This is a genomic window from Serratia sp. CoH_122_TC_1 (genome assembly GCF_058191755.1).
This window is the reverse complement of sequence record NZ_JBXWLA010000001.1, coordinates 328,610-349,925: the sequence shown is the minus strand read 5'-3', so window position 1 is coordinate 349,925 and position 21,316 is coordinate 328,610. Positions and strand designations below refer to the sequence as shown.

The 21,316-nt window shown below is 53.4% G+C and carries 21 protein-coding genes; 11 read left to right on the top strand and 10 right to left on the bottom strand.

The genetic code is table 11. From position 1 onward, the window contains the following. Positions 1 to 56 precede the first annotated feature (56 nt). Genes AC2FC2_RS01540 through ltnD form a run of 4 tightly spaced genes read right to left on the bottom strand, consistent with a single transcriptional unit; the run spans position 57 to position 3,642 of the window. Complete coding sequence (locus AC2FC2_RS01540) at positions 57 to 833, bottom strand: HPr family phosphocarrier protein (RefSeq protein ID WP_209632366.1); 777 nt, start codon at positions 831 to 833, stop codon at positions 57 to 59. 3 nt (positions 834 to 836) lie between these two features. Next, positions 837 to 1,469, bottom strand: a complete 633-nt coding sequence (gene otnC, locus AC2FC2_RS01535) for a 3-oxo-tetronate 4-phosphate decarboxylase (protein ID WP_209632367.1) — start codon at positions 1,467 to 1,469, stop codon at positions 837 to 839. Continuing rightward, positions 1,466 to 2,728, bottom strand: a complete 1,263-nt coding sequence (gene otnK, locus AC2FC2_RS01530; protein ID WP_245209671.1) for a 3-oxo-tetronate kinase — start codon at positions 2,726 to 2,728, stop codon at positions 1,466 to 1,468. The genes otnC and otnK overlap by 4 nt, the downstream gene beginning before the upstream one ends. Then, positions 2,728 to 3,642: an L-threonate dehydrogenase gene (ltnD, locus tag AC2FC2_RS01525; RefSeq protein ID WP_490658607.1), complete on the bottom strand. Its 915-nt coding sequence runs from the start codon at positions 3,640 to 3,642 to the stop codon at positions 2,728 to 2,730. The genes otnK and ltnD overlap by 1 nt, the downstream gene beginning before the upstream one ends. Positions 3,643 to 3,922: 280 nt before the next feature. On the opposite strand from ltnD, the gene ygbI reads away from it, so the two are divergent. After that, a complete protein-coding gene (gene ygbI, locus AC2FC2_RS01520) occupies positions 3,923 to 4,687 on the top strand; it encodes a DNA-binding transcriptional repressor YgbI (protein WP_209632369.1) in 765 nt (254 codons plus the stop codon). A 26-nt stretch (positions 4,688 to 4,713) separates the two neighbouring features. Here ygbI and AC2FC2_RS01515 read toward each other — a convergent pair whose 3' ends face one another. From AC2FC2_RS01515 to AC2FC2_RS01500, 4 genes are all read right to left on the bottom strand, one after another. Then, positions 4,714 to 4,914, bottom strand: coding sequence for a hypothetical protein (locus AC2FC2_RS01515; protein ID WP_209632370.1), 201 nt, complete (start codon positions 4,912 to 4,914; stop codon positions 4,714 to 4,716). A 246-nt stretch (positions 4,915 to 5,160) separates the two neighbouring features. Then, entirely contained in the window at positions 5,161 to 5,928 is a 768-nt protein-coding gene (locus AC2FC2_RS01510) for a molybdopterin-dependent oxidoreductase (RefSeq protein WP_209632371.1), read from the bottom strand. Next, positions 5,921 to 6,526 (bottom strand): cytochrome b/b6 domain-containing protein, encoded by a 606-nt coding sequence (locus AC2FC2_RS01505; RefSeq protein WP_490658606.1) that lies wholly within the window; start codon positions 6,524 to 6,526, stop codon positions 5,921 to 5,923. The genes AC2FC2_RS01510 and AC2FC2_RS01505 overlap by 8 nt, the downstream gene beginning before the upstream one ends. A 58-nt stretch (positions 6,527 to 6,584) precedes the next feature. Then, entirely contained in the window at positions 6,585 to 7,211 is a 627-nt protein-coding gene (locus AC2FC2_RS01500) for a hypothetical protein (RefSeq protein WP_209632373.1), read from the bottom strand. A gap of 140 nt (positions 7,212 to 7,351) precedes the next feature. On the opposite strand from AC2FC2_RS01500, the gene AC2FC2_RS01495 reads away from it, so the two are divergent. The 9 genes from AC2FC2_RS01495 to AC2FC2_RS01455 all read left to right on the top strand — a co-directional run bounded on the left by AC2FC2_RS01495 (position 7,352) and on the right by AC2FC2_RS01455 (position 18,352). Beyond that, positions 7,352 to 8,023, top strand: a complete 672-nt coding sequence (locus AC2FC2_RS01495; RefSeq protein ID WP_209632374.1) for a heavy metal response regulator transcription factor — start codon at positions 7,352 to 7,354, stop codon at positions 8,021 to 8,023. Continuing rightward, positions 8,020 to 9,444 carry a heavy metal sensor histidine kinase gene (locus AC2FC2_RS01490; protein ID WP_490658605.1) on the top strand — a complete coding sequence of 475 codons (1,425 nt, stop codon included), beginning with the start codon at positions 8,020 to 8,022 and terminating at the stop codon, positions 9,442 to 9,444. The genes AC2FC2_RS01495 and AC2FC2_RS01490 overlap by 4 nt, the downstream gene beginning before the upstream one ends. Positions 9,445 to 9,991: 547 nt before the next feature. Continuing rightward, the gene (locus tag AC2FC2_RS01485; protein ID WP_209632376.1) at positions 9,992 to 10,831 is read left to right on the top strand and encodes a winged helix-turn-helix domain-containing protein; all 840 of its coding nucleotides are present in this window, start codon (positions 9,992 to 9,994) and stop codon (positions 10,829 to 10,831) included. 204 nt (positions 10,832 to 11,035) lie between these two features. Continuing rightward, complete coding sequence (locus tag AC2FC2_RS01480; protein WP_209632377.1) at positions 11,036 to 11,665, top strand: LuxR C-terminal-related transcriptional regulator; 630 nt, start codon at positions 11,036 to 11,038, stop codon at positions 11,663 to 11,665. 462 nt (positions 11,666 to 12,127) lie between these two features. Continuing rightward, positions 12,128 to 12,715, top strand: coding sequence for a common pilus major fimbrillin subunit EcpA (gene ecpA / locus AC2FC2_RS01475; RefSeq protein WP_209632378.1), 588 nt, complete (start codon positions 12,128 to 12,130; stop codon positions 12,713 to 12,715). An 80-nt stretch (positions 12,716 to 12,795) separates the two neighbouring features. Then, the gene (locus AC2FC2_RS01470) at positions 12,796 to 13,464 is read left to right on the top strand and encodes an EcpB family pilus assembly chaperone (RefSeq protein WP_490658667.1); all 669 of its coding nucleotides are present in this window, start codon (positions 12,796 to 12,798) and stop codon (positions 13,462 to 13,464) included. Positions 13,465 to 13,532: 68 nt separating this feature from the next. Then, entirely contained in the window at positions 13,533 to 16,055 is a 2,523-nt protein-coding gene (locus AC2FC2_RS01465) for a CS1-pili formation C-terminal domain-containing protein (RefSeq protein WP_490658604.1), read from the top strand. Further along, positions 16,045 to 17,679 carry a fimbrial adhesin EcpD gene (gene ecpD, locus AC2FC2_RS01460; protein ID WP_209632379.1) on the top strand — a complete coding sequence of 545 codons (1,635 nt, stop codon included), beginning with the start codon at positions 16,045 to 16,047 and terminating at the stop codon, positions 17,677 to 17,679. Before AC2FC2_RS01465 ends, ecpD begins: the two co-directional genes overlap by 11 nt. A gap of 10 nt (positions 17,680 to 17,689) precedes the next feature. Continuing rightward, positions 17,690 to 18,352, top strand: coding sequence for a fimbria/pilus periplasmic chaperone (locus AC2FC2_RS01455; protein WP_490658603.1), 663 nt, complete (start codon positions 17,690 to 17,692; stop codon positions 18,350 to 18,352). A gap of 10 nt (positions 18,353 to 18,362) precedes the next feature. On the opposite strand, the gene AC2FC2_RS01450 is transcribed toward AC2FC2_RS01455, so the two are convergent. After that, positions 18,363 to 19,829 (bottom strand): sensor histidine kinase, encoded by a 1,467-nt coding sequence (locus AC2FC2_RS01450; RefSeq protein WP_265556352.1) that lies wholly within the window; start codon positions 19,827 to 19,829, stop codon positions 18,363 to 18,365. A gap of 3 nt (positions 19,830 to 19,832) precedes the next feature. Further along, positions 19,833 to 20,546, bottom strand: a complete 714-nt coding sequence (locus tag AC2FC2_RS01445) for a response regulator transcription factor (protein ID WP_490658602.1) — start codon at positions 20,544 to 20,546, stop codon at positions 19,833 to 19,835. Between the two features lie 150 nt (positions 20,547 to 20,696). On the opposite strand from AC2FC2_RS01445, the gene AC2FC2_RS01440 reads away from it, so the two are divergent. After that, positions 20,697 to 21,308: a cytochrome b/b6 domain-containing protein gene (locus AC2FC2_RS01440; protein ID WP_265556354.1), complete on the top strand. Its 612-nt coding sequence runs from the start codon at positions 20,697 to 20,699 to the stop codon at positions 21,306 to 21,308. The last annotated feature ends 8 nt before the right edge of the window (positions 21,309 to 21,316 follow it).

Genomic DNA, 21,316 nt, shown 5'->3' with positions numbered 1-21,316 from the left:
ATACGGGTGCGTTTAATTTTTATGTTGTTGCTGTGCAGGTGTGGAGGAGCGGCCTGTTACAGGTAAGGCCTTATCCAACCCAGTCCGGCGCGGGTATCGCCGCGCGGCTTGTATTCGCAGCCAATCCAGCCGGCATAACCGATGCGGTCCAGCTGTGCGAACAACCAGGGATAATTCAGCTCTCCGTCGTCCGGCTCATGGCGATCGGGTACCGATGCAATCTGAATATGGGCGTAGCGGCCAGCCAATGAACGCATGAGGCCGCTGATATTGCCGTCCACTAACTGAGCATGGAAAAAATCAAACTGAATGAAAACGTTTGGGCGGTCGATGGCGTCGACCAGTTCTGCCGCCTGATGCTGGCTGGAGAACAGATAGTTGGGTTTAACCTGTGGGCTAAGCGCTTCGATCAACACCTTGATCCCCTGTTTCGCGAAGCTATCGGCGGCGTAGCGGATATTCCCTATGAAGGTATCGCGATAGCGCTGCCAATCTTCTCCCGGGGGAACCACGCCGGCCATGACGTGTACGCTGGGGCAACCCAGCGCGATGGCGTAGGCCAGTGCGCGATCGATATCCGCGCGTGCCGCCTGTTCACGACCGGGTACCGCGGCTAGCCCCCATTCACCGGCATCGACGTTGCCAGGGGCGGTATTGAACAGGACTTGTTGTAGGCCGTGCTGATGCAGTTTTTCCGCCAGCAACGCCGCCGGATATTCATAAGGGAACAGAAACTCCACAGCATGGAATCCCTCGTCTGCAGCGGCCTCGAACCGTTCAAGGAACGGCAGCTCGTTAAACATCATTGATAAATTGGCAGCAAATTTAGGCATGGTTCAGCTCCGTAACTCGGCAATTTCATCATCGGTCAAATAACGAATGGGACGGTTGCCGAGGGTAAAAATCAGCTTCGCCGCATCCTCCATTTCTTCAGTATTATCTGCCGCGGCCCGCAGATCCTTACCTGTCACCACCGGGCCGTGATTGGCCAATAAAAAGGCGCGGTGTGTCGGTGCCAGTTTGGCCAGGTCTGCCGCCAGTCGGAGATCGCCTGGGCGATAATAGGGTACCACCGGCACCTTACCGACCCGCATCACCACATAGGGCGTGAAAGGTTTAATGGCGTTCTCTGTGTCCAGCCCCTGCAGGCAGGACAGAGCGGTGAGATAGGTGCAATGCAGGTGAACCACGGCTTTACACTCCGGGTTATTCAAATACAGCGCACGGTGGAAACTGATCTCTTTTGACGGTTTATCACCAGACAGCCATTCGCCGCTCAGGCTGACCTTCGACAAGCGTTCGGCCTGCAATTCACCCAGGCAGGAACCGGTGGGGGTTGCCAGTAGCGTGCCGTCTGCCAACAACAGTGAAAGGTTGCCAGCGGAACCGGTGGCGTAGCCTCGCTGGAAAAATGAAGCGCCCAGACGCACCATTTCTTCACGCGCTTGCTGTTCGGTCGTCTGCATCATAATGGGAACTCCGTTTGCGCACGGGCGAAAAAGTTTTCATCGCCAAAATTGCCCGATTTCAGGGCCAGTGAGACAGGTTGATCAATGGCGCGTACCCAGGGGACGCCAGGAGAAATACAGGGGCCAATATGGAAACCGCGAATGCCCAGCGCTTGCGTCACAACGCCGGAAGTCTCACCGCCGGCAACGATAAATCGACAGACGCCGTGCTGCTGGAGCTGTTTAACCACGGTGGCGAACAACGATTCGACCGCGTGGCTGGCGGCGGCCATGCCGTATTGTTGCTGTATCTGTTGCAGTGTTTCCGGTTCGGCGGTGGCGTAGAGTAACGGAGCCAGTGGATCATCGACATGCTGCTGTGCCCAGTCAGCCAGCTCTGTTGCGTAGGCCATACGGTCAGATTCGGTGAGACAACGGGCGACATCGATAGCCCTGGCTGCCGCTTGCTGACGGTAGCGTGCGACCTGCCGATTGGTCATGGTGGAGCAGGATCCGGACAATACCGCCGCTTTTTTCCCTTGCGGAGCACCTGCAATCTGAGGGTTACCTTGCCCCGGTTGCGCCCATTGACGTGCCAGGCCGATCGCCAGACCAGACCCCCCGGTGACCAGCTTCATGTTTTTTAACGCCGCACCCTGAGTTAGCAAATGTTGTTCATTCAGCGTATCCAGAACGGCATATCGCACACCCTGCTGCGCTAACTGCTGCAATTTCTCCGTGATGATTCCGACACCGCGGTCCATTTCTGCGGCTGTCACCAGCCCACAGCGGCCCTGAGCCTGCGCTTCCATCAGTCGTAACAGGTTACTGTCGGTCATCGGCGTCACTGGGTGATGACGCATACCGGATTCCGACAGCAACTGATCCAAGACGAACAGATACCCTTGATACACAGTACGGCCGTTGACCGGCAGCGCCGGGGATATTACCGTTTGGGTTTCGCCCAGGGCATCAAGCAGGGCATCCGTCACTGGGCCGATATTGCCCTGAGCGGTGCTGTCGAAGGTCGAACAATATTTGAAGTAAAACTGTTGGCATCCCTGGCGTTGTAACCAAGCCAGCGCCTGTAATGACTGTTCAATCGCCTGTGCTGCAGGACAGGAGCGAGATTTCAGGCTGATGACCACGGCCTGCGACGCAACGGGGAAATCATCCTGTGGAACCCCGTTCAACTGGACGGTGGATAGGCCGTTTTCAACCAGAAAACTGGCAATATCGGTGGCCCCGGTAAAATCGTCTGCGATGACGCCGAGCAGCATTATGCGTTCTCCTTTTTCTGCGGCAGATCTATACCAGCGAAAATCTTGATCACGGCGCTGTCGTCCTCTTTACCAAAACCGGCGTTGCTGGCAGCGGTGAACATAGTAAAGGCGGTGGAAGCCAGGGGCAGCGGGAAATGCAGTTCTTTGGCGGTATCCGTCACCAGCCCCAGATCTTTCACGAAAATATCCACCGCTGATTTAGGTGCATAGTCACCATCGACCACGTGCTGCATGCGGTTCTCGAACATCCATGAATTGCCGGCGGCATGAGTGACGACATCGTACATCACGTCCAGAGGGATGCCTGCGCGGGCCGCAAGCGCCATGGCCTCCGCACCGACGGCGATATGCACACCGGCCAGCAACTGGTGGATGATTTTCACCGTGGCTCCCAGGCCAATGTCTTCGCCAATGCGATAAACTTTGCCGGCAATCGCATCAAGAACCGGTTGTAGCTGGCGGAACGTCGTTTCCGCGCCAGATGCCATCACGGTCATTTGACCCTCAGCGGCCTTCGTCGCGCCACCGGAAACGGGGGCGTCCAGCATGTTCAGGCCCAGTGCCCGTAGCTGTTGTTCGATCTCTTTGGCGTCGGTGGCCGAAATGGTGGAGGACACCATGACCGGCGTATTGGGCTTCAGCTTCGCTGCCAGGCCGTTATCACCAAACAAGATCTGTTTCACCTGCACGGCATTTACCACCAGCAGTAATACCGCGTCCAAATCCGCCGCGAAACCGTCAGCGTTGTTAGCGGCTTGCTTGGCGCCGGTCTGCTGTAATGCAGTCAGCGCCTGTGGGTTAAGATCGACACCGTACGTCGTTAGCCCCGCGTTAATGCACGACTTTGCTGCGCCCATTCCCATAGAACCCAATCCAACGATGCAAACTGCAAAATCACGTGGCTGTGTCATGCCATACCTCATGTTAATTTTAGTGATAATTTGTTTTGTTGTGTTAAATATAAGCGCTTATCTGGACAGCGTCAGCGATCGGTATCACAATTATTAACAGATTATCAATCAGGCTCACCGGCCAAGTAAAATGAAAGTGAGGGTTATCCAACTGTTTTAAATATTAAAAATAAATTATTGATAGCATGACCAGCCTCACGACCTGAAAAGAGGACGCTTTCGTAGAACGAAAATTGACGTAAAATCACAATTATTATCACTGCGGCAAAGAGAGGGAACCGTGATACCTGTAGAACGCCATCAGCAAATATTAGCGCTGGTATCTGAACGCGGGGTAGTCAGCATTGCTGAATTGACCGAACGGTTGGGCGTGTCGCATATGACCATTCGCCGCGATCTGCAAAAGCTTGAGGAGCAGGGCGCAGTTCTGGCGGTTTCAGGCGGCGTGCAGTCCGCAGAACGGGTAGCGATAGAGCCGTCGCATCAGGACAAGGAAGGGATGTACAGCCAGCAGAAAGCGGCTATCGGTCAATTGGCGGCCCGGCAGATCCCCCCCAATAGTTGTATCTATCTGGATGCAGGCACCACGACGCTGGCGCTGGCGAAACATATCAGCGATCGCGACGATCTAACGGTCGTCACCAATGATTTTGTGATTGCGGGTTACCTGATCGAGCACAGCCAGTGCAAGATCATTCATACCGGCGGTACCGTCTGTCGCGAGAACCGTTCATGTGTCGGTGAAGCTGCGGCGCAGGCACTACGCGGGTTGTTTATCGATCTGGCATTTATTTCCGCTTCGTCATGGAGCATGCGTGGCCTATCGACGCCGAATGAAGACAAGGTGATGGTGAAAAAAGCCATTGTTGACGCCAGCCGGCGCTGCATCCTGCTCAGTGACACCTCCAAATACGGCAAGATAGCCACCTACCTGGCGCTGCCGATCGCGGCGTTTGACGCCATTATTACCGATGACAATCTCCCCACCACGGCGCGGGAGGCAATCCTGCAGGCGGATATCACGCTGATGACGACGGGAGAGTGAAGCTAAACAGAGCCCCCTGGCGGGGGTTATGGCATCTTGGCGGTATCGTAATGATGGATGACCGGTCCTGGCTCACCGAGTTGGCCTCGTTCACGCCATTCCTGACATCGTTGTTCCCACCAGGCTTCATGGAAGGCTTGCATGGCTTTCAGGCGCTGTTCTTTAATACTTGGAGAGGTAAAATCCGGCTCCAACGCGTGCTCCAAGGCGTTAAATTTCGATGACATAGAGTCCGTCCTTTATGAATTCCATTTTGTACAAATACCGTACTCTTTGAGCGTGTTTTTTCAATAGTTGATCATAGATTTTGGCCAAAGCCGGTCTCAAGGGGACGCTAAAAACAAGCCTAGCTTGATATTGGATACCGAAGTCGATAATAGTTTTACCTACCCCGTCGACGAATAGGTACTCACGTTCAGAAAAGGTATAATTCATGCGGCTAATCGGCTTTCTGCGCGGCGCCGCGCAGAACACTAAATTCCGCTAAACCAGTTATAACCCTGATCTTCCCAGTAGCCACCGGGGTTGGTATCACTGACAAAAATGGCGGCGATATGTTTGGCGTTCTTGAATCCCAACTTGGTTGGCACTCGCAGCCGTAGCGGGTAGCCGTAATCGGCCGGCAGTGCTTTACCCGCGAAATCCAACGCCAGAATGGTTTGTGGATGCAGCGCTGTGGCCATGTCGATACTGGAGTAATAACGGTCCGCGCATTTGAAACCCACATAGCGGGCGTTCAGATCGGCGCCGACATGCTGCAGAAAGTTGCGCAGCGGCACGCCGCCCCATTGACCGATGGCGCTCCACCCCTCGATGCAAATCAAGCGGGTTATTTGGCTCTGCTGCGGCAAGCGTTGCAACTGTTCGAGTGTCCAGGAGGCGGTTTTCTCGACTTTGCCGGAGACTTCCAGACGATAACTGGCAAGATCCACCTCTGGGACGTTGTACTCGGGGTAAAACGCGTTAAACGGGAACGGATGGGTAATTTGCTCCGGGCTATAGGTTTGCGCCAGCTTTTGGCCGTTAAACAGCCAGGCCTGCACCCGATCGTTCCAGCGCGACATGGCCCACAACACGTTATCCACCTGGTCCCCGTCTTGGAGGTTGCAACCGGTCAGCATGGCGATGCCGCCCAGCGTCAGACCCGAACGTAGCATCAGACGGCGTTGCAGATTGACCAGCTGTTTCTTTTGGTCCGGTTCCAGCGTCGGTGCTAAAGGCCGTTGTTTTTTATCATTCATGTTTGCCACCCGTAATCATTGCCCACAACGTGCGCGGCACGATAATCACCATCAACAGGTGAATGATCACAAATAAGCCAATACCGGACATGGCAAAAAAGTGAACGTAACGTGCCGTGTCAAAGCCACCAAACAGACTCACTAATCCTTGTAATTGCACCGGCTTCCAGATTGCCAGGCCGGACAGCACCAGTAGCAGTCCCAGAACCAGCACCCCGAGATACATCAGTTTTTGAATGGCGTTATAACGACCATGCTGATGCGTTAGCCGTAGCGTCAGCGCCTGCCAGATATCCTGTCGCAGTGCGCCGGCGCTGAGCGGCAACAGGTCATGACGGAAATGGCCACTGAACAGGCTCCACAGCAAATAGCACAGCGCATTGCCGGCCAAAAGCCACATGACCGCCAGATGCCAGCCAATCGCGCCGCCCAGCCAACCGCCAAGTGTGACCAGCGGCGGGAAGCGGAAACCGAACAGGGGTGAGGCGTTGTAGATCTCCCAGCCGCTCATAAACATGCAAACCATGGTGAACAGGTTAACCCAATGGGTGATGCGGACTGGCCAGCGGTGCACCGGCCGCCGTACGGGGGTTTTCATTATGCACTCCTTAGACGGTGCCCCGTCATGACATTGCCAATGGCGGGGCACAACCTAATTACATCGGCGGAACGGTGCCGTCTTTCCCGGCGGAAATACGGGTGGCGACGCGTTCGCCTTTGTCGTCCGTGGCAGAAAACAGCACGATGTGTGCACCGGGTTTTAGCAGGCTGCGGTCGCCGGGATCTAGGGTGACGATCGGCACATCTTCCGGCACGTTAACGGTCTTCTGCTGGTTACCGTAGGTCACGGTGAGCGTGCGGCCATTGGATTTAACCAGCTTGCCAACGGTGCCGTTGGTCATGGTATCGACTTTGCCGTCGGCAGACTCCCAGGCGGAGTGCCCTTCACCGGTACCGCGCAGGCTGGCGGCGAAGACGTGGACTTCCAGCGCCTTCAGTGAGCCGTCCGGTTGTGGTACTGCCGCAGTGCCGATAAAGCTATCCGGTTTAATGTCATCCAGGGTGCCTTTCGAGACGCTGAGCACCCGGGTTTGATCGTTGAGTTTAACGCTGACCTTCTCCCCTTTACGGTCGGTGACCTGTAGGCTGCTGTCGGTAACCTGGTCGATAGTGCCACGCAGTGGGGCAATGACCTTGCCTGTTGCTTGAGCCGCGCCTGCGGCCCCACTACACAGCATGAGGGTGGACAGCAGCAAACCGGCAAAACGATGACGGGTAATCATAAAGTTTTCCTCTGTTAAGGTTGCCGATTAAGCATGGTTGAACAATAGGGACAGCACCATGTCTGTTTGATGACATTAATGTCATCAAGAATGTCCGCCGAAACTGCTAGTATTTCCGCTGGTGTAATGAGGCGATGACAATGCGAATACTGGTGGTTGAAGACGACATCAGCACGGGCGATTACCTGAAGAAAGGGCTGACGGAGGCGGGATACAGCGTCGATTTGGCACGTAACGGTACCGATGGCCTGTTTCAGGCGTTGGAACAGGCTTACGACGCCATTGTGCTCGACGTGATGCTGCCGGGGTTGGACGGTTGGCAGATCATTGAGGTTCTACGCAAGAAAAGCGACGTGCCAATCCTGTTTCTGACCGCGCGCGATGGGGTGCAGGATCGCATCCATGGCCTGGAGTTGGGCGCTGACGACTATTTGATTAAACCCTTTTCTTTTACCGAGCTGGTGCTGCGCCTGCGGACGTTGCTGCGCCGCGGTACGGTGCGAGAAGCCGACCACTACGCAATTGCCGATTTACAGCTGGACGTTCTGCGGCGTAAGGCCGTGCGGCAAGATGTGGTGATTCCACTGACCAACAAAGAATTTATGCTGTTGCACCTGCTGGTACGGCGGGAAGGCGAGGTATTGTCACGTACCATGATCGCGTCCCAGGTGTGGGACATGAATTTTGACAGTGATACCAACGTCGTGGACGTGGCGATCAAGCGGCTGCGCGCAAAGATTGATCGGCCGTTTGACGTCAAATTGATCCACAGCGTGCGCGGTATTGGTTACGTTTGCGAGCCGCGCTCATGAAAATACGCATCCAACGCTGGCGTGCGCTGTCGCTGACGCTTCGTAGTGCCATGTTGTTTGCGCTGGTCGCGGCGTTGGTTGTCAGCGGAGCGGGTTGGTACCTGTACGGTGCGATGCGTCAGGAGATGATCACCCGCAGCGATTTACAGGTCACCGGACGGGTCGAGTATTACCGCAATTTGCTCAGCCAGCGTTTCCCTATCGAGCAGCTGACGGCGAATACCGGCTTGTTCGAAAATATGTTGGGCAACGAGCAGGACGTGCTGATTTTTCAACAGCCGGGAAAGAAGCCGTTAATCAATGTGAACCCCGCCAAACTGACTCTGCCGCCGATCACTCCAACGCCCCTTGATACACCCCAACGTGTGAGTGCGGTGCAGAGTGGGCAGACGGCGCAAGGTGTGCCATTACGCGTCGCATCGGCGCTGATCAAACTGGAAGACGGTAATTTGCTGCAAATCTCGGCAGCCCACGTGATGATAAACGAACAGAAGATGCTGGCCCGTTATCTTTGGCGGATAGTGGCGGCCGTTGTTGTGGCATTTATCTTGATCGCGCTGCTGGGATATTGGGTGATGCGTCGCGGATTACAACCGCTCTGGCGTATGGCGGCTCAGGCGGCAGTGATAACGCCAAATACGCTGTCGACCCGTCTGAGTGAGCAAGGGGCACCAAAGGAATTGCAACAGTTGACCCGTTCGTTCAATGCCATGCTCGATCGCCTGAACGAAGGTTATCAGCGCCTGACGCAGTTTTCTGCCGACTTGGCGCATGAAATTCGGACCCCGGTGGGGGCATTGATGGGGCATTGCCAGGTGGCGTTGTATCAGTCACGCAGTGTGGAAGAGTATGAAACGCTACTGTCGAATAACATGGACGAACTGGAACGCATTTCCCGTATGGTGGAGAACATTCTGTTCCTGGCACGTGCCGGTGAGGGGCAGGCGGTGCTGAACTATAGCCGTCTCGACGTGGCGAAAGAGTTGCAGCGGGTGGCAGACTATTTCGAAGGCTTGGCGGAGGAGCGCGGGATTACGTTGGTTTGTCAGGGACAAGGGGACTTGCTGGCAGACGCCATGCTGTTTCAGCGTGCCTTGAGCAATCTGGTGTCTAATGCTGTGCGTTATGCCGACGAAAACAGCCAAATAGGGTTGCGGGTTAGCGCTCAAACAACGGGGGAATGCGTGATAGAAGTGACTAACCAGGGGCCACCGATTGCACCGGCACACCGGGATAAGCTGTTTGATCGTTTCTACCGTGTTGATGCTGCGCGCAGCGCCGGTAACCATGCCAGTGGTTTGGGGCTGGCTATCGTCAGGGCAATCATGACGCTGCATGGCGGTAAGGCGATCGTTCGCTGCTCCGAATATGATATGTCTGCCCACATTGTTTTTAGTCTGGTATTTCCTGCCTCAGCGTAATGTACACCTCATATTTATGCGTTCGGTTGTGATTCATGTGGCGTGGTTGGACGGGGCTGGCATCGCATTTAATTCGTAACTGTTTACTTTCATTTCCCTTGTGGTTTGCCCAATTACCCTCGAATCAAAAGATTAATTCCGCCTTTAATCGCATAGATTTCGCGTTATAACGCTGATTTTTTGACTAAATCCAAAGTTGTCAAAATTCACCTTTCATTACCTTCCTATTAAAAGTGCTTGCATTAAATGAATGATTAGGATTTTCAGCTTAAAGGAAAAGATTTACAAAACAAAAAACTAACTTTAAGTTACTTTACATATAAATATATCAATGACTGTGATGTTTGTATAATCTTTGTTTAAGGCTTATGAGAAAAATCTTATATCGAATGCGATAAGGTGGAGAAGCATCTAATTTTGGCGTTAATTGATAATCATTATAGTTGATAGCCACGCTTAGAAAATCAACCTGATTAAATATTGATTAATGTTCTATTAACATTTAGCGCCAGGCGATAAATAATCCCCAAAGTGAAACCTGTGAAAAATGAAATATAGATTAAACGATCACATAATTTTTGATGCGGATACGGGTACCCTGAGCCTGACGGAGTTATCTGAGGATCCCATCTCTATTTCCAACCCTTCAAAGCGACTGCTGTTGCTATTGCTTACCCATCACGGTGAAGCTGTTAGCCGTGATGTGATATTCAAGAAGGTTTGGGATGATTACGGGATGATTTCAGGTAACAATAATCTTAACCAATGCGTGAGTAAGTTACGACGGGTAATTAAAAACCTGGGTATTGAGGATGAGGTCATCGCTACCGTACCCAAAGTTGGTTTTATGTTGCGCTATGAAATTCTGGTTGAGTCCTGCGAAGGACCAGAAAACAGGCCACCAAACATAGCAATACCGGACACGCCAGACATACCCGATAAGCCGGAAATAACGCACGCAGCAACAGAAATTGAAAGGGGGGGGCCAGTGTATGCGGGTTTTTCTCTGCGTTGGTGGGCGATAGCCAGTGTCGTTGCGTTAGGGGTGATCATGCTGGTGGCCGGTATTACGACCTACCTTTCTGGCTCCATTGCACGGCAGGAAATTTATCTGGGTAAGGCCAGCAGCTGTAAGGTGTTTATGTCTATCCCCGGTGCTTCTGGCATCGTCGGTGCGGGCCTGAGCCGCGATATTCTGGCGTATGCGGGTATGCAGGCAGCAGAATGCAACGGTGACGAATTTTTGCTGGTAGTGCGTAGCAATCAGGTGCGCTCATACATTTCCGGTATTTCTCGGCTATTTGTTCTGCGCTGCCGTATTTTGCGTGAGCACAGGGTGGAAATTTGTTCAGGTCTTGAAAGCGACAACGCAGAAATTATCAATTGATCACTCATTGGTGTCAGGATGAACACCGCCCCGGGGGAAAGGAATATGCCACCAATGCTATTACCGTGATATTAAATACTTAACTTTTGTTACTTGGCGGATAATGCAGCATTTATCCGATGGAAGTTTTATATTTGGTTAACCAACAATGTCCAGCGTCTTCGCTTAAATCGCTATTTTATACCTAATTTATGGTAATGGATTATGAAGAATGCCACTTCCAAGGCGGCTATTCTCTTTTTTGAGCCCAATCCCTGGGCGAGAGAAGGATTACGGTCACTTATTGAACGCGAGCCTATACGCCACCAATTTGTCTACAGCATCAGGGGAATAGAGACTTCATTACAGGAAAATGAGAGGCAAATCCTCATTATGGAATTGTATAATGAAAATGAGAGTTTGTATGATGTATTACGTTACATACTGACGATAAATGATATTTGGCCGAAAACGCCCGTGATAATATTTACTGACGTGACCAATGCCAGCATATTGGCCATCCTGGCTAAGGAACAACATGTCACCCTGGTGGCAAAAAGCGAACCGTTGGAATGCCTGCTTGAAGCTATCATCGCTACCGGCAGGGGGGAGATATACCGTAGTCCTGGTATTCAGGCCGTGCTGACATCGTCGATAGCGCCGCTTTCCCGCAGCGAATGGCAAATATTGGCGATGATGATTACCGATGCCAACCCCCGACGTATCGCCAACGTAACGCATCGTAGTTGCAAAACGGTCAGTAGCCATAAGCTGAATATTATGCGCAAACTCAGCCTTAATCAGGCCGGATTTATGCGTCTGATCCTGGCTTTCAGAATTCAACATCCTGCCTGAATATTTACCGCCGCTCTGCCTGGGGACAAGGTACACCGGCGGTATAATCCCCCGCCTGTCTGACATCTTATTTACGGCCTGACGGTCGTTCCAATGAATTTGATTTACATCAAATTAAACATCCTACAAAACCCGCTTGCGCAACCTTTTTTTTGACTTGTCATAATTGGGCACTTTATGTGCTTTTGCGGCGGTTTAATTGGCCAGAAAAACGTCAGGCATTTTGTCCTTGGCGAATCCATTGCTTGGTTTATTAATGTTAATTATGGTGATGTAAACGTTAATGTAAGAATTAAAATCTAAATATTTACGCGTTGGTAGTTAATGATTCTTTTTTGATCTGATGCGGTTACTCTTTTCTCCGTCAAGCAGACTGGCTAAAAGCACTTATGCAAGCGACAGGCTAAAGCACGTCACGCTAATGGACGCACAATCATATTTACAGTTGAAGGGAGTTTTACCATGAAGAAAATTACACTGGCTTTGGCAATCATTTCAGCCTTCGCTGCGGTCAGCACTGCACAAGCCGCCGATGTCACCGCTCAGGCGCTGGCTACCTGGTCTGCTACCGCGAAGAAAGACACCACCAGCAAACTGGTTGTTACCCCAATTGGCAGCCTGTCTTTTAACTACGCGGAAGGCATCAAGGGTTTTAACAGCCAGAAAGGTCTGTTTGACGTGACAGTGGAAGGGGATGCCACGGCAACGGCCTTCAAACTGACATCCAAACTGGTTTCCAACACCCTGACTCAGCTTGATACCTCGGGCTCAACTCTGGATGTCGGTGTGAACTACAACGGTGCAGCCGTAGAGAAAACCGCTGAAACCACCATGATCGACACCTCTGCTGGCATCCTGGGCGGCAACCTCAGCGCGTTGTCCAACGCGTACAATCAGGCGGTTCGCACCAGCGCCCAAGATCAGTTCACCTTCACCATCATTGGTGCCACTTCTGACGGCACCACCGCCGTGACCGACTTCAGCACCCTGCCGGAAGGTATCTGGAGTGGCGACGTGAGCGTTGAATTCAACGCCACCTGGACGGCTTAATTCCTGAGTTATCGGTTTAATGCAGGGGGGAAACCCCCTGTTTATTCATGCTTATTGAAGAACGTTACGGGAATACCCGCATGAAAGGCTTCTCTTCTGCAGCTCTCCTGCTGCTATTGCTGTCTCAACCTGTTTTGGCGCTCGACGTCGGTGAGATCAGCGCGTTCATGCACAGTGATAGCGCACGTCTGAGCAAAGAAATCAAAAACACCACCGACAGTGGTCGTCTGGTGAACATCAGTATTGAGCGTATTTCCAACCCGCTGGAGTCCGGGACGGTGATCCCGATGGGCAGCAAAGATGAAATGTTGCTGTCGCCAGCCAGCCTGATATTGCCGGCCAATGCCAGCGACGTGATCCGCTTCTATTACAAAGGCCCCAACGACAATCAGGAACGCTATTACCGCATTGTCTGGTTCGATCAGGCGTTGAGCGACGTGGGGCAAAACTCGGCCAAACGTAACGCGGTTGCGACGACATCAGCACGTATCGGCACCATTTTGGTGGTGGCCCCAAGACAGGACCAATTCAACTATCAGTTTGCCAACGGCCAGATTAAAAACACCGGCAACGCCACCTTTAAGGTGGTGGCCTACGGAAACTGCCGCAACAAGAAAGACGGCAATGACTGCAAGGAAAACTATTTTGTCATGCCAGGCAAGGCACGCGCTTTCAGCAAGGTGGACGTCGGTGACAAGAAAGGTCGCGTAGCGCTGTGGCATGGCGAACAGTTTATCCCGGTGAAATAGCACGCTGCGGAACCCAGGGTAAAGCCTATGCGGAATGGAACTCATAACAAGAATTCAAGGAGGGGGATGTGAAAGGTGTGCTGTTGAAAACGTTGTTTGCCACCGGCGCGATCGTACTTCCTGCCGTCCTGCTGCCGGGTCAGTCGACGATGGCTGCCGGGCTGACTCAAATTGATGGCGTATTGATCCCACAGACGTTCAGTCTGGCGCTGCGCGAAGGTATGAGCATTCCCCTGTCGTTGCACTTTGAAAAAAACAGCGGCGTAAAAGACGACATCCGCATCGGCCATGCTTTCTTGTACCTGGATAACGGCCAACTGAAAATTCGTCAGATTACGCTGGAGGACGGTGACGAAAGTACGCCGTTGACCGCGGAAACCCTGGCACAGCTACAGGCGTTGCAGGAAGCCACTTTTGATCGGCAGCAGCGTATTGCGCTGACGCCGGACGCCTGGTTGGCATTGGATTTCCGTCAGCTTAATTTGCAACTGGTGGTGAAAGAGTCTGCGATGGGGACAATGCTGCGTGCGCGTTCCAGCGACATTGGGGCTTCAAGCGTCAATGCCGTCAGTAGCACGCTGGACTATAACCTGGGCATTTACGACAACCGCACGCGGGCCAGCGAGGGCAATACCTCCAGCTATCTGTCGCTCAATAGCGTTACGGCCTTGCGTGAGCACCACGTGGAAGTGAACGGTTCGGTTTATGGCATCGGTAGCGGCGACGAGAACGCGACGTTGTATAAAGCGATGTACGAACGCGATTTTGCCGGTCGCCGTTTTGCCGCCGGGATGCTCGACAGCTGGAATTTGCAGTCGCTGGGGCCGGTCACTACCGTCAATTCCAGCAAGATCTATGGCATGTCCTACGGCAACCGAGCCAACTCTACCGTCTTTGATAATACCCAGTCACTGACGCCGATCGTGGCGTTTTTTCCCTCGGCGGGGGAAGTTCATTTATCCCGTGACGGGCGGTTGCTGAGCGTACAGAACTTTGCCATGGGTAACCATGAAGTAGACACCGGCAATTTGCCTTACGGTATTTATGACGTTGAAGTTGAAGTGGTGGTTAATGGCAGGGTGATAGACAAGCGGATACAGCGGGTCAATAAATTATTCAGCCCCAACCGTGGCGCCAATGCGCCCCTGGCGTGGCAGTTTTGGGGGGGGATGATCCGCATGGATGATTGGCGTGGAGATGGCCAGCGTCACCGGCCAGCCAAAGACTCTTATCTGATCGGTGCTTCCGCTACCGGTAACCTGCATACGCTGAATTGGGCGCTGTCCGGTTATTCGTTTGACAGCAATGCCGTGGGTGAAAGCCGCCTCAGCGTGCCGCTGAGCGAATCCATTCAGTTCAATGTGCAGAACATGGCGGCGTCCGACAGCTCCTGGAGCATGGTCAATAGCGTCAGCGCCGCGCTACCCGGTGGTTTTAGCAGCCTGTGGGTCAATCAGGAAAAAACGGTGATTGGTGACAAATTGCTGCAAAACGATGCGCACAATCGCGCCATCGGCGGCACGATGAACTTTGGCGCGCTGTGGTCGCCGCTGGGGAGCTTAAGCCTCAGTTATAACGACGATAAAAAGAACGATAGCCATTATTACAACGCAGATTATTACCAGAATATCTTCACCGGCCGTTTTGGCACGCTTGGCGTGCGTGCCGGGGTGCAGCGTTATAACAACGGCGGTAACCGTTCCAATACGGGCAAATACGTCGCACTGGATTTCTCGCTGCCGATGGGCAACTGGCTCAGCGCTGGAGTTTCGAACCAGAACGGCTATACCACGGCCAATTTGGCAGCACGTAAAGATATTCAAAACGGACCGATCCGTACCGTCGGGGCCAACCTGTCGCGTGCAATTTCCGGCGACACGCACGGCGACAACAGCGTCAACGGCGGTGCCTATGCGCGCTTTGACACCAAGTATTCTACCGGTACGGTCAATGTCAGCAGCTCTGCCGACGGTTACGTTAACTCAAGCTTGAGCGCCAACGGCAGTGTGGGTTGGCAGGGGCGTGATATTGCGGCCAGCGGCAGGAATGAGGGCAATGCGGGCATCATCTTTAATACCGGTATTGAAAACGACGGCATGCTGACTGCCCGGGTAGATGGGCGGACGGTGAAGCTGACCGGCAACAAGAACTATGTCCCCTTATCGCCGTATGGCCAGTACGACGTCGAACTGATGAATAACAAAAACTCGGCGGAAAGCTTTGATATCGTCACCAAGCGCAAGAGCAAGCTGACGTTATATCCGGGCAACGTAGCGGTGATCTCGCCGGAAATTAAACAGATGGTCACGGTGTTCGGCCGCATTAAGGCTGAAGACGGCACGCTGCTGGCCAATGCCTATATCAAAAACCATATCGGCCGCACCCGTACGGACGAGAAAGGTGAATTCATCATGGACGTCGACAAGAAATTCCCGGTCATCGACTTTACCCACAGCGGCAACCAGAGCTGTGAAGTGGATTTGGATCTGAGTAAGGCGCAGGGCGCCGTGTGGGTCGGTGATGTGGTCTGCACCGGGCTGAAAACCTATGCCGGCAACACACAGGCAGGAGACATGATTAATGAAGGCTAATATTGCGCTGCTGCTCATGCTGTGGGTTGTTTTGCCGTTGCGGGCTGCGGTTACCGTCACCAACTGGCCGAATGCCGCGACGGTGAAATATGTCTTCGTCGAAAACAATGCAGACGATAACTTCTTTGTCACGCCCGCAGGGGCATTGGATCCGCGCATGACCGGTGCCAATAAATGGACCGGGCTAAAATACGGCGGATCCGGCACCATCTATCAGCAAAGCCTGGGTTATGTGGATAACGGCTACAACACGGGGCTGTCGACGAATTACCGCTTTGACATGTGGCTGGAAGATGCCCCGATCAAGAATCCGTTTCTCGGGTTACGCTGCATTAACTGGTATGCCGGCTGCAACATGGATACCAGCCTGATTTTGCCGCAAACTACCGATGAAAAGGGGTTTTATGGTGCGGTGGTGACGGCGGGAGGAGCAAAATGGATGCACGGCATGATGTCCCCGAGCTTCTATCAATACTTGAAGCAACTGGCCGCAGGTGATGCGTTTAGTATGCAGATCAATAGCTGCCAGTCTCCCGATGTTTACGATGCCAGTAACGGGGAGCGTTGCCAGAATCAAGCCAGGGGCAACTGGTACAAGCGCACTGTGACCCACAGCAAGGCCGCCCATCTGCGGTTTATCAACACCAACGCGGTGTCGGAAGTGTTCGTCAACAGCGACGGCGTGCCGATCATTGGCGAGGGGAATGCCGACTGCAAAAACCAGACGATAGGTGCGCGTTCCGGCATCATGTGCAAAATGGTCAGTTACGATCTGCAAACCGACGGCAGCGTCAGTAATACCTCCATTCATGTGTTTCCGGCGATCAACAATGCCGCGCTGACGTCGGCAGTTAACGCGGCTGACTTGCAGTTCAGCCTGAACGGCAACAACTGGAAAAATACCTCAGGCACTGGCAGCTACTACACCTTTAACGAGCTCAAGAGCAGCAACGCGATTTACGTCTTTTTCGGCAGTAATTTCTTTAAACAGATGGTGAAACTGGGTATTTCCGACAGCGGCACCCGCGAGTTGATTAATTTCCGTTTCCAAAATACCACCTCGCCGGAATCCGGTTGGTATGAGTTTTCCACGTCTAATCAGCTCATCATCAAGCCCCGTGATTTCAGCATTAGCATCATCGCTGACGACTTCGACAATCGGCCCTATCGAGAAGGTTACGTTGGCCCGGCAGAGCCGCCGCTGGAGTTCGGGTATATCGTTACGACCAGCGGGAAGACGGCGGCCGATCGGGTCAGCGTGATGGCTACCGGCCCGACGCAGGTCATTAATGGGATAAGTTACTGCGTGTTTTCCTCGGCGGATAGCCAAACCCAGGTGCCGTTCCCTGCGACGCTCAGCATAACCACCAGCACCAACAGCCAGCAACACTATGACGCTGGTTGCGATGGACAGTGGCATGACATGACCAATGCGCTATGGAGCAGCACACCCTGGAATGACATTTCCGGCGAGGTCGGGGTGTTAAACAAAACCCGGGTGAAATTCAGTATCCCGATGAATAACCCGATTTCGCTTAAGACGATTGCCGGTAATGGTTGGTACGGTGACGTCAGCGCAGCCGGGGAGATCCATGTTGAAGCCACTTGGCGCAACATTAACTAGGGGCGGCACCGTGAGACTCTGGCTGTTTTGGCTGCTGTGCCTGCCACTTAGCGTGGCGGCGATGAATGTCGGTACTTTGACGTTCACCATGGATCAAGACCAATCGTTCACCGCCAAACGGGTGTTGAACAATAATCGCAGTGCACGTATTTATCAGGTGACTCTGCGTGCTATCGACCGACCGGGCGAAAATGAAGCCCGCAGCCGCCCGGCAGACGGAGAGCTGCTGTTTGCGCCCCGCCAGCTCCAACTGCAGGCGGGGCAGGGTGAGTATTACAAGTTCTTCTATCGTGGCCCACAGGATAACCGCGAGCGTTATTACCGGGTGTCATTCCGCGAAATTCCGACGCGTTTTATCGACCCGGCGGCGCGCCAGACCAACGGGGCCAATTTGGAGCCGATAGTGGTGATGGACACCATTCTGGTGGTGCGTCCACGCCAAACTAACTTCGCCTATCGGCTCGATTTGCAGCGCGGGACGCTGACGAATACCGGTAACACCTACTTTAAATTTCTGCTTAAACCCGGCTGTGACAGCACAGATGAAGAAGGCATCACCGAATATCTGCGCCCCGGTGATACGCTGACCCATGCCGGTATTCGGCTGAAAGGGCAGAAATTTATTATCTACAACGACAAATTTATCAGCGTCGATAAAAGCTGCCTTAACTGACAATAAAGGGCTAGCGCAGCGGGATAGAAAAACGGAAACAGGCTCCGGTTTGTGGTCGCTCGACCAGTTGGATATCGCTATCGTGCAGTAGCAAAATACGTCGAACGATCATCAATCCCAGGCCACTGGCATGCCGGCGGGCGCTGCTCAGAATGGAAGGGCGCATAAACAAGTCGGCGCGTAATTCTTGTGGGATACCCGGGCCGCTGTCATTGACCTGCACCAGGACTTTGCCTGCCTGTTGCCACAAACGCACCTCGATCTCGCCGCCTTGGGGGGTATGACGAATGGCGTTATCCAAAAGATTGGTCAGCACCCGTTCAATCATGCTGACATCGGCAAACACCAACGGAATACCGGGGGTGATATCCGCCAGTAATCTTTGTTGGCGAGCCTCGGCCGCCAACTCGAACTTCTGGAATACGTCCTGTACTAGCTCACTCAGAGAGAAGGGTTCTTTCTGCGGTTTTACCACGCCATATTCCAGCCGTGCCAGCTCAAACAGTTCCTGTGCAAGCCGGCCCACTTTGCGGCTTTGTGCCAAGGCGATCTCCAGATAACGCTGGCGATCGTTTTCACTCAGGCTGGCGGATTTTACCGACAGTGTCTCCAGATAGCCGTGCAATGAGGTTAGCGGGGTACGCAGGTCGTGTGAAATATTAGCGATAAACTCGCGGCGCTGTTGATCCTGTTGCGAAAGCGACTGCCACTGCTCGGCGATACGCCGCGACATGCGATTAAATGCCTGTTGTAATCGGCTGACCTCATCACGCCCGTCGCTGTCAACGGGCAGTGCAGCATAGGCTTGTACCGCGGCAATCCCGCCGCTATCGAGTTCACTGACCTGGCGGGTAAGACGGCGGATAGGCCGAGTCACCCAATAGAAAGCGCAACCGCCAGCCACCAGGCTAAATAGCACCATCAGGCCTGATGACCACAGCGCCATGGTCACCGCCGAGTTAAACGACGCATTGCTGGCCAGCGCGTCGTAATCTTCGCCGAGCAGCACCACATATAAATAGCCTTCAATCTGACCATTGACCTTCAATGGCGCGGCGCTGAAGACTTTTTTGGCATCAGGGTTACGTGGGTCATCGCCGTAAACCGGCATGTTGGCGCCATTGAGTAGCGCCTGTATCGGCAGTAAATCCACTTTCTGCCGTTTCAGATGGCCCGCCGGCGCTGCGTTACCAATGATGTCGCCCTGTTTGTCGAGCAGGTAGACCTCAACGCTGGGGTTTACTGCCATCAGTTGATTGAACAAGCCATGCACCGAATCTGCATTTAGCCCATTTTGCCCAAGCAGTGGGTTACTGTCGGCAATGTGCTGCGCCAGATTACCGGACAATCGTTGGATCACCGCCTGGCTGTACTGGGTGCTGCTACGTACCTGCATCCAGCCGGAAATAGCACAGCTGACCACCATCAGCAGCGCGAAAATCAAGGTCAGACGTTGCGTTAGCGTAAGATTTTTCATGGTTCACTCTTGCGGCGCTGCCGCGAATTTATAGCCCAAACCCCACACGGTGAGGATGCGCTCGGGTTCCGCCGGGTTAGATTCGATCTTGATACGCAGCCGGTTGATATGTGTATTTACGGTGTGCTCATAGCCTTCATGCTGATAGCCCCACACCTGATTGAGCAGGCTGAGGCGGGAAAAGACCTTTCCAGGGTGTTTGGCAAAAAAATACAACAGGTCAAATTCACGTGGGGTCAGATCGATCGCCTGTTGATTCAAATGCACCTCACGCGCAATCGGATCGATGATTAACCCGTCAAAACTCAGGGTTCCGGCGTCCATCTTCAAGTTGCGACTCATCGCTTCCTGGCGGCGAAACAGCGCTTTGACTCTGGCCACCAGCTCCAACATTGAAAAGGGTTTGGCGAGGTAGTCGTCAGCACCCAGTTCCAACCCGAGTACGCGGTGTACTTCGCTTGATCGCGCGCTGGTGATGATGATCGGGGTGTAACGCGTCATGTTGCGTGCACGGCGGCAGATCTCCAGCCCATCAATTCCTGGCAGCATCAGATCGAGGATTAGCGCATCCCAGCCGCCTTGTTCCAGCATCGCCATACCGACGTTACCATCGGCGGCGTGGCTGATGTCATAACCCTCGTCACGCAGATGTAATTGCAGCAGCTCCGCGATATTACCGTCATCCTCGACGATTAAAATTTTCTTTGGCTTTTCCATTCTTCTCACCGCTGATTGCCAGACCTTATTGAAGTCTACACAACCCCCGTAGTCGGAGTTATCACATTTTATTTAACTTTGCGTGAGGTCTTGGGGAACAAATCAGTTGGATACTCAGCCCATCGAAATCACGCCGTCTGGAGAGACACCATGGCCATGTCCATTACGCCGGATAAAACCGAGTTGATCCATCCGCTGTGGCTGCGTTTGACACACTGGCTGAATGCGTTGGCGATGCTGATCATGGTGACCAGCGGCTGGCGCATCTACAACGCTTCACCCTTATTTAACTTCAGCTTTATGAACGAGCTGACGCTGGGCGGTTGGTTGGGGGGCGCGTTGCAGTGGCACTTTGCCGGCATGTGGCTGTTTGGGATTAATGGCTTGTGTTATCTGCTGATAAATCTGTTCAGTGGCCGCCTGAAACGCAAATTTTGGCCGCTGAGCCCAAAAGCCTTGCTGAGCGATCTGTTTGCCGCGTTGAGGGGCAAGCTCGGGCACAGCGATTTACGGCACTACAACATGGTGCAACGCGCGGCTTATCTGTTCGTGATGGTTGCCGGTGTGGTGATGGTGCTCTCTGGCCTGGTGTTGTGGAAGTCGGTGCAATTTCCGCTGCTGCGTGAGTTGCTCGGTGGCTATGACGCGGCACGCTATATCCACTTTTATGCCATGTCGGCGCTGGTGGGTTTTGTTCTGGTGCATTTGGTGATGGTGGCGTTAGTGCCACGCACGCTGTTGGCCATGTTGCGTGGACGTTAAGGAGAACC

What these genes read in the sequence shown, in the direction of transcription:
- AC2FC2_RS01540 (WP_209632366.1), bottom strand. Translation starts at nt 833, where the DNA reads ATGCCTAAATTTGCTGCCAATTTATCAATGATGTTTAACGAGCTGCCG.
- otnC (WP_209632367.1), bottom strand. Translation starts at nt 1,469, where the DNA reads ATGATGCAGACGACCGAACAGCAAGCGCGTGAAGAAATGGTGCGTCTG.
- otnK (WP_245209671.1), bottom strand. Translation starts at nt 2,728, where the DNA reads ATGCTGCTCGGCGTCATCGCAGACGATTTTACCGGGGCCACCGATATT.
- ltnD (WP_490658607.1), bottom strand. Translation starts at nt 3,642, where the DNA reads ATGACACAGCCACGTGATTTTGCAGTTTGCATCGTTGGATTGGGTTCT.
- AC2FC2_RS01515 (WP_209632370.1), bottom strand. Translation starts at nt 4,914, where the DNA reads ATGTCATCGAAATTTAACGCCTTGGAGCACGCGTTGGAGCCGGATTTT.
- AC2FC2_RS01510 (WP_209632371.1), bottom strand. Translation starts at nt 5,928, where the DNA reads ATGAATGATAAAAAACAACGGCCTTTAGCACCGACGCTGGAACCGGAC.
- AC2FC2_RS01505 (WP_490658606.1), bottom strand. Translation starts at nt 6,526, where the DNA reads ATGAAAACCCCCGTACGGCGGCCGGTGCACCGCTGGCCAGTCCGCATC.
- AC2FC2_RS01500 (WP_209632373.1), bottom strand. Translation starts at nt 7,211, where the DNA reads ATGATTACCCGTCATCGTTTTGCCGGTTTGCTGCTGTCCACCCTCATG.
- AC2FC2_RS01495 (WP_209632374.1), top strand. Translation starts at nt 7,352, where the DNA reads ATGCGAATACTGGTGGTTGAAGACGACATCAGCACGGGCGATTACCTG.
- AC2FC2_RS01490 (WP_490658605.1), top strand. Translation starts at nt 8,020, where the DNA reads ATGAAAATACGCATCCAACGCTGGCGTGCGCTGTCGCTGACGCTTCGT.
- AC2FC2_RS01485 (WP_209632376.1), top strand. Translation starts at nt 9,992, where the DNA reads ATGAAATATAGATTAAACGATCACATAATTTTTGATGCGGATACGGGT.
- AC2FC2_RS01480 (WP_209632377.1), top strand. Translation starts at nt 11,036, where the DNA reads ATGAAGAATGCCACTTCCAAGGCGGCTATTCTCTTTTTTGAGCCCAAT.
- ecpA (WP_209632378.1), top strand. Translation starts at nt 12,128, where the DNA reads ATGAAGAAAATTACACTGGCTTTGGCAATCATTTCAGCCTTCGCTGCG.
- AC2FC2_RS01470 (WP_490658667.1), top strand. Translation starts at nt 12,796, where the DNA reads ATGAAAGGCTTCTCTTCTGCAGCTCTCCTGCTGCTATTGCTGTCTCAA.
- ecpD (WP_209632379.1), top strand. Translation starts at nt 16,045, where the DNA reads ATGAAGGCTAATATTGCGCTGCTGCTCATGCTGTGGGTTGTTTTGCCG.
- AC2FC2_RS01450 (WP_265556352.1), bottom strand. Translation starts at nt 19,829, where the DNA reads ATGAAAAATCTTACGCTAACGCAACGTCTGACCTTGATTTTCGCGCTG.
- AC2FC2_RS01445 (WP_490658602.1), bottom strand. Translation starts at nt 20,546, where the DNA reads ATGGAAAAGCCAAAGAAAATTTTAATCGTCGAGGATGACGGTAATATC.
- AC2FC2_RS01440 (WP_265556354.1), top strand. Translation starts at nt 20,697, where the DNA reads ATGGCCATGTCCATTACGCCGGATAAAACCGAGTTGATCCATCCGCTG.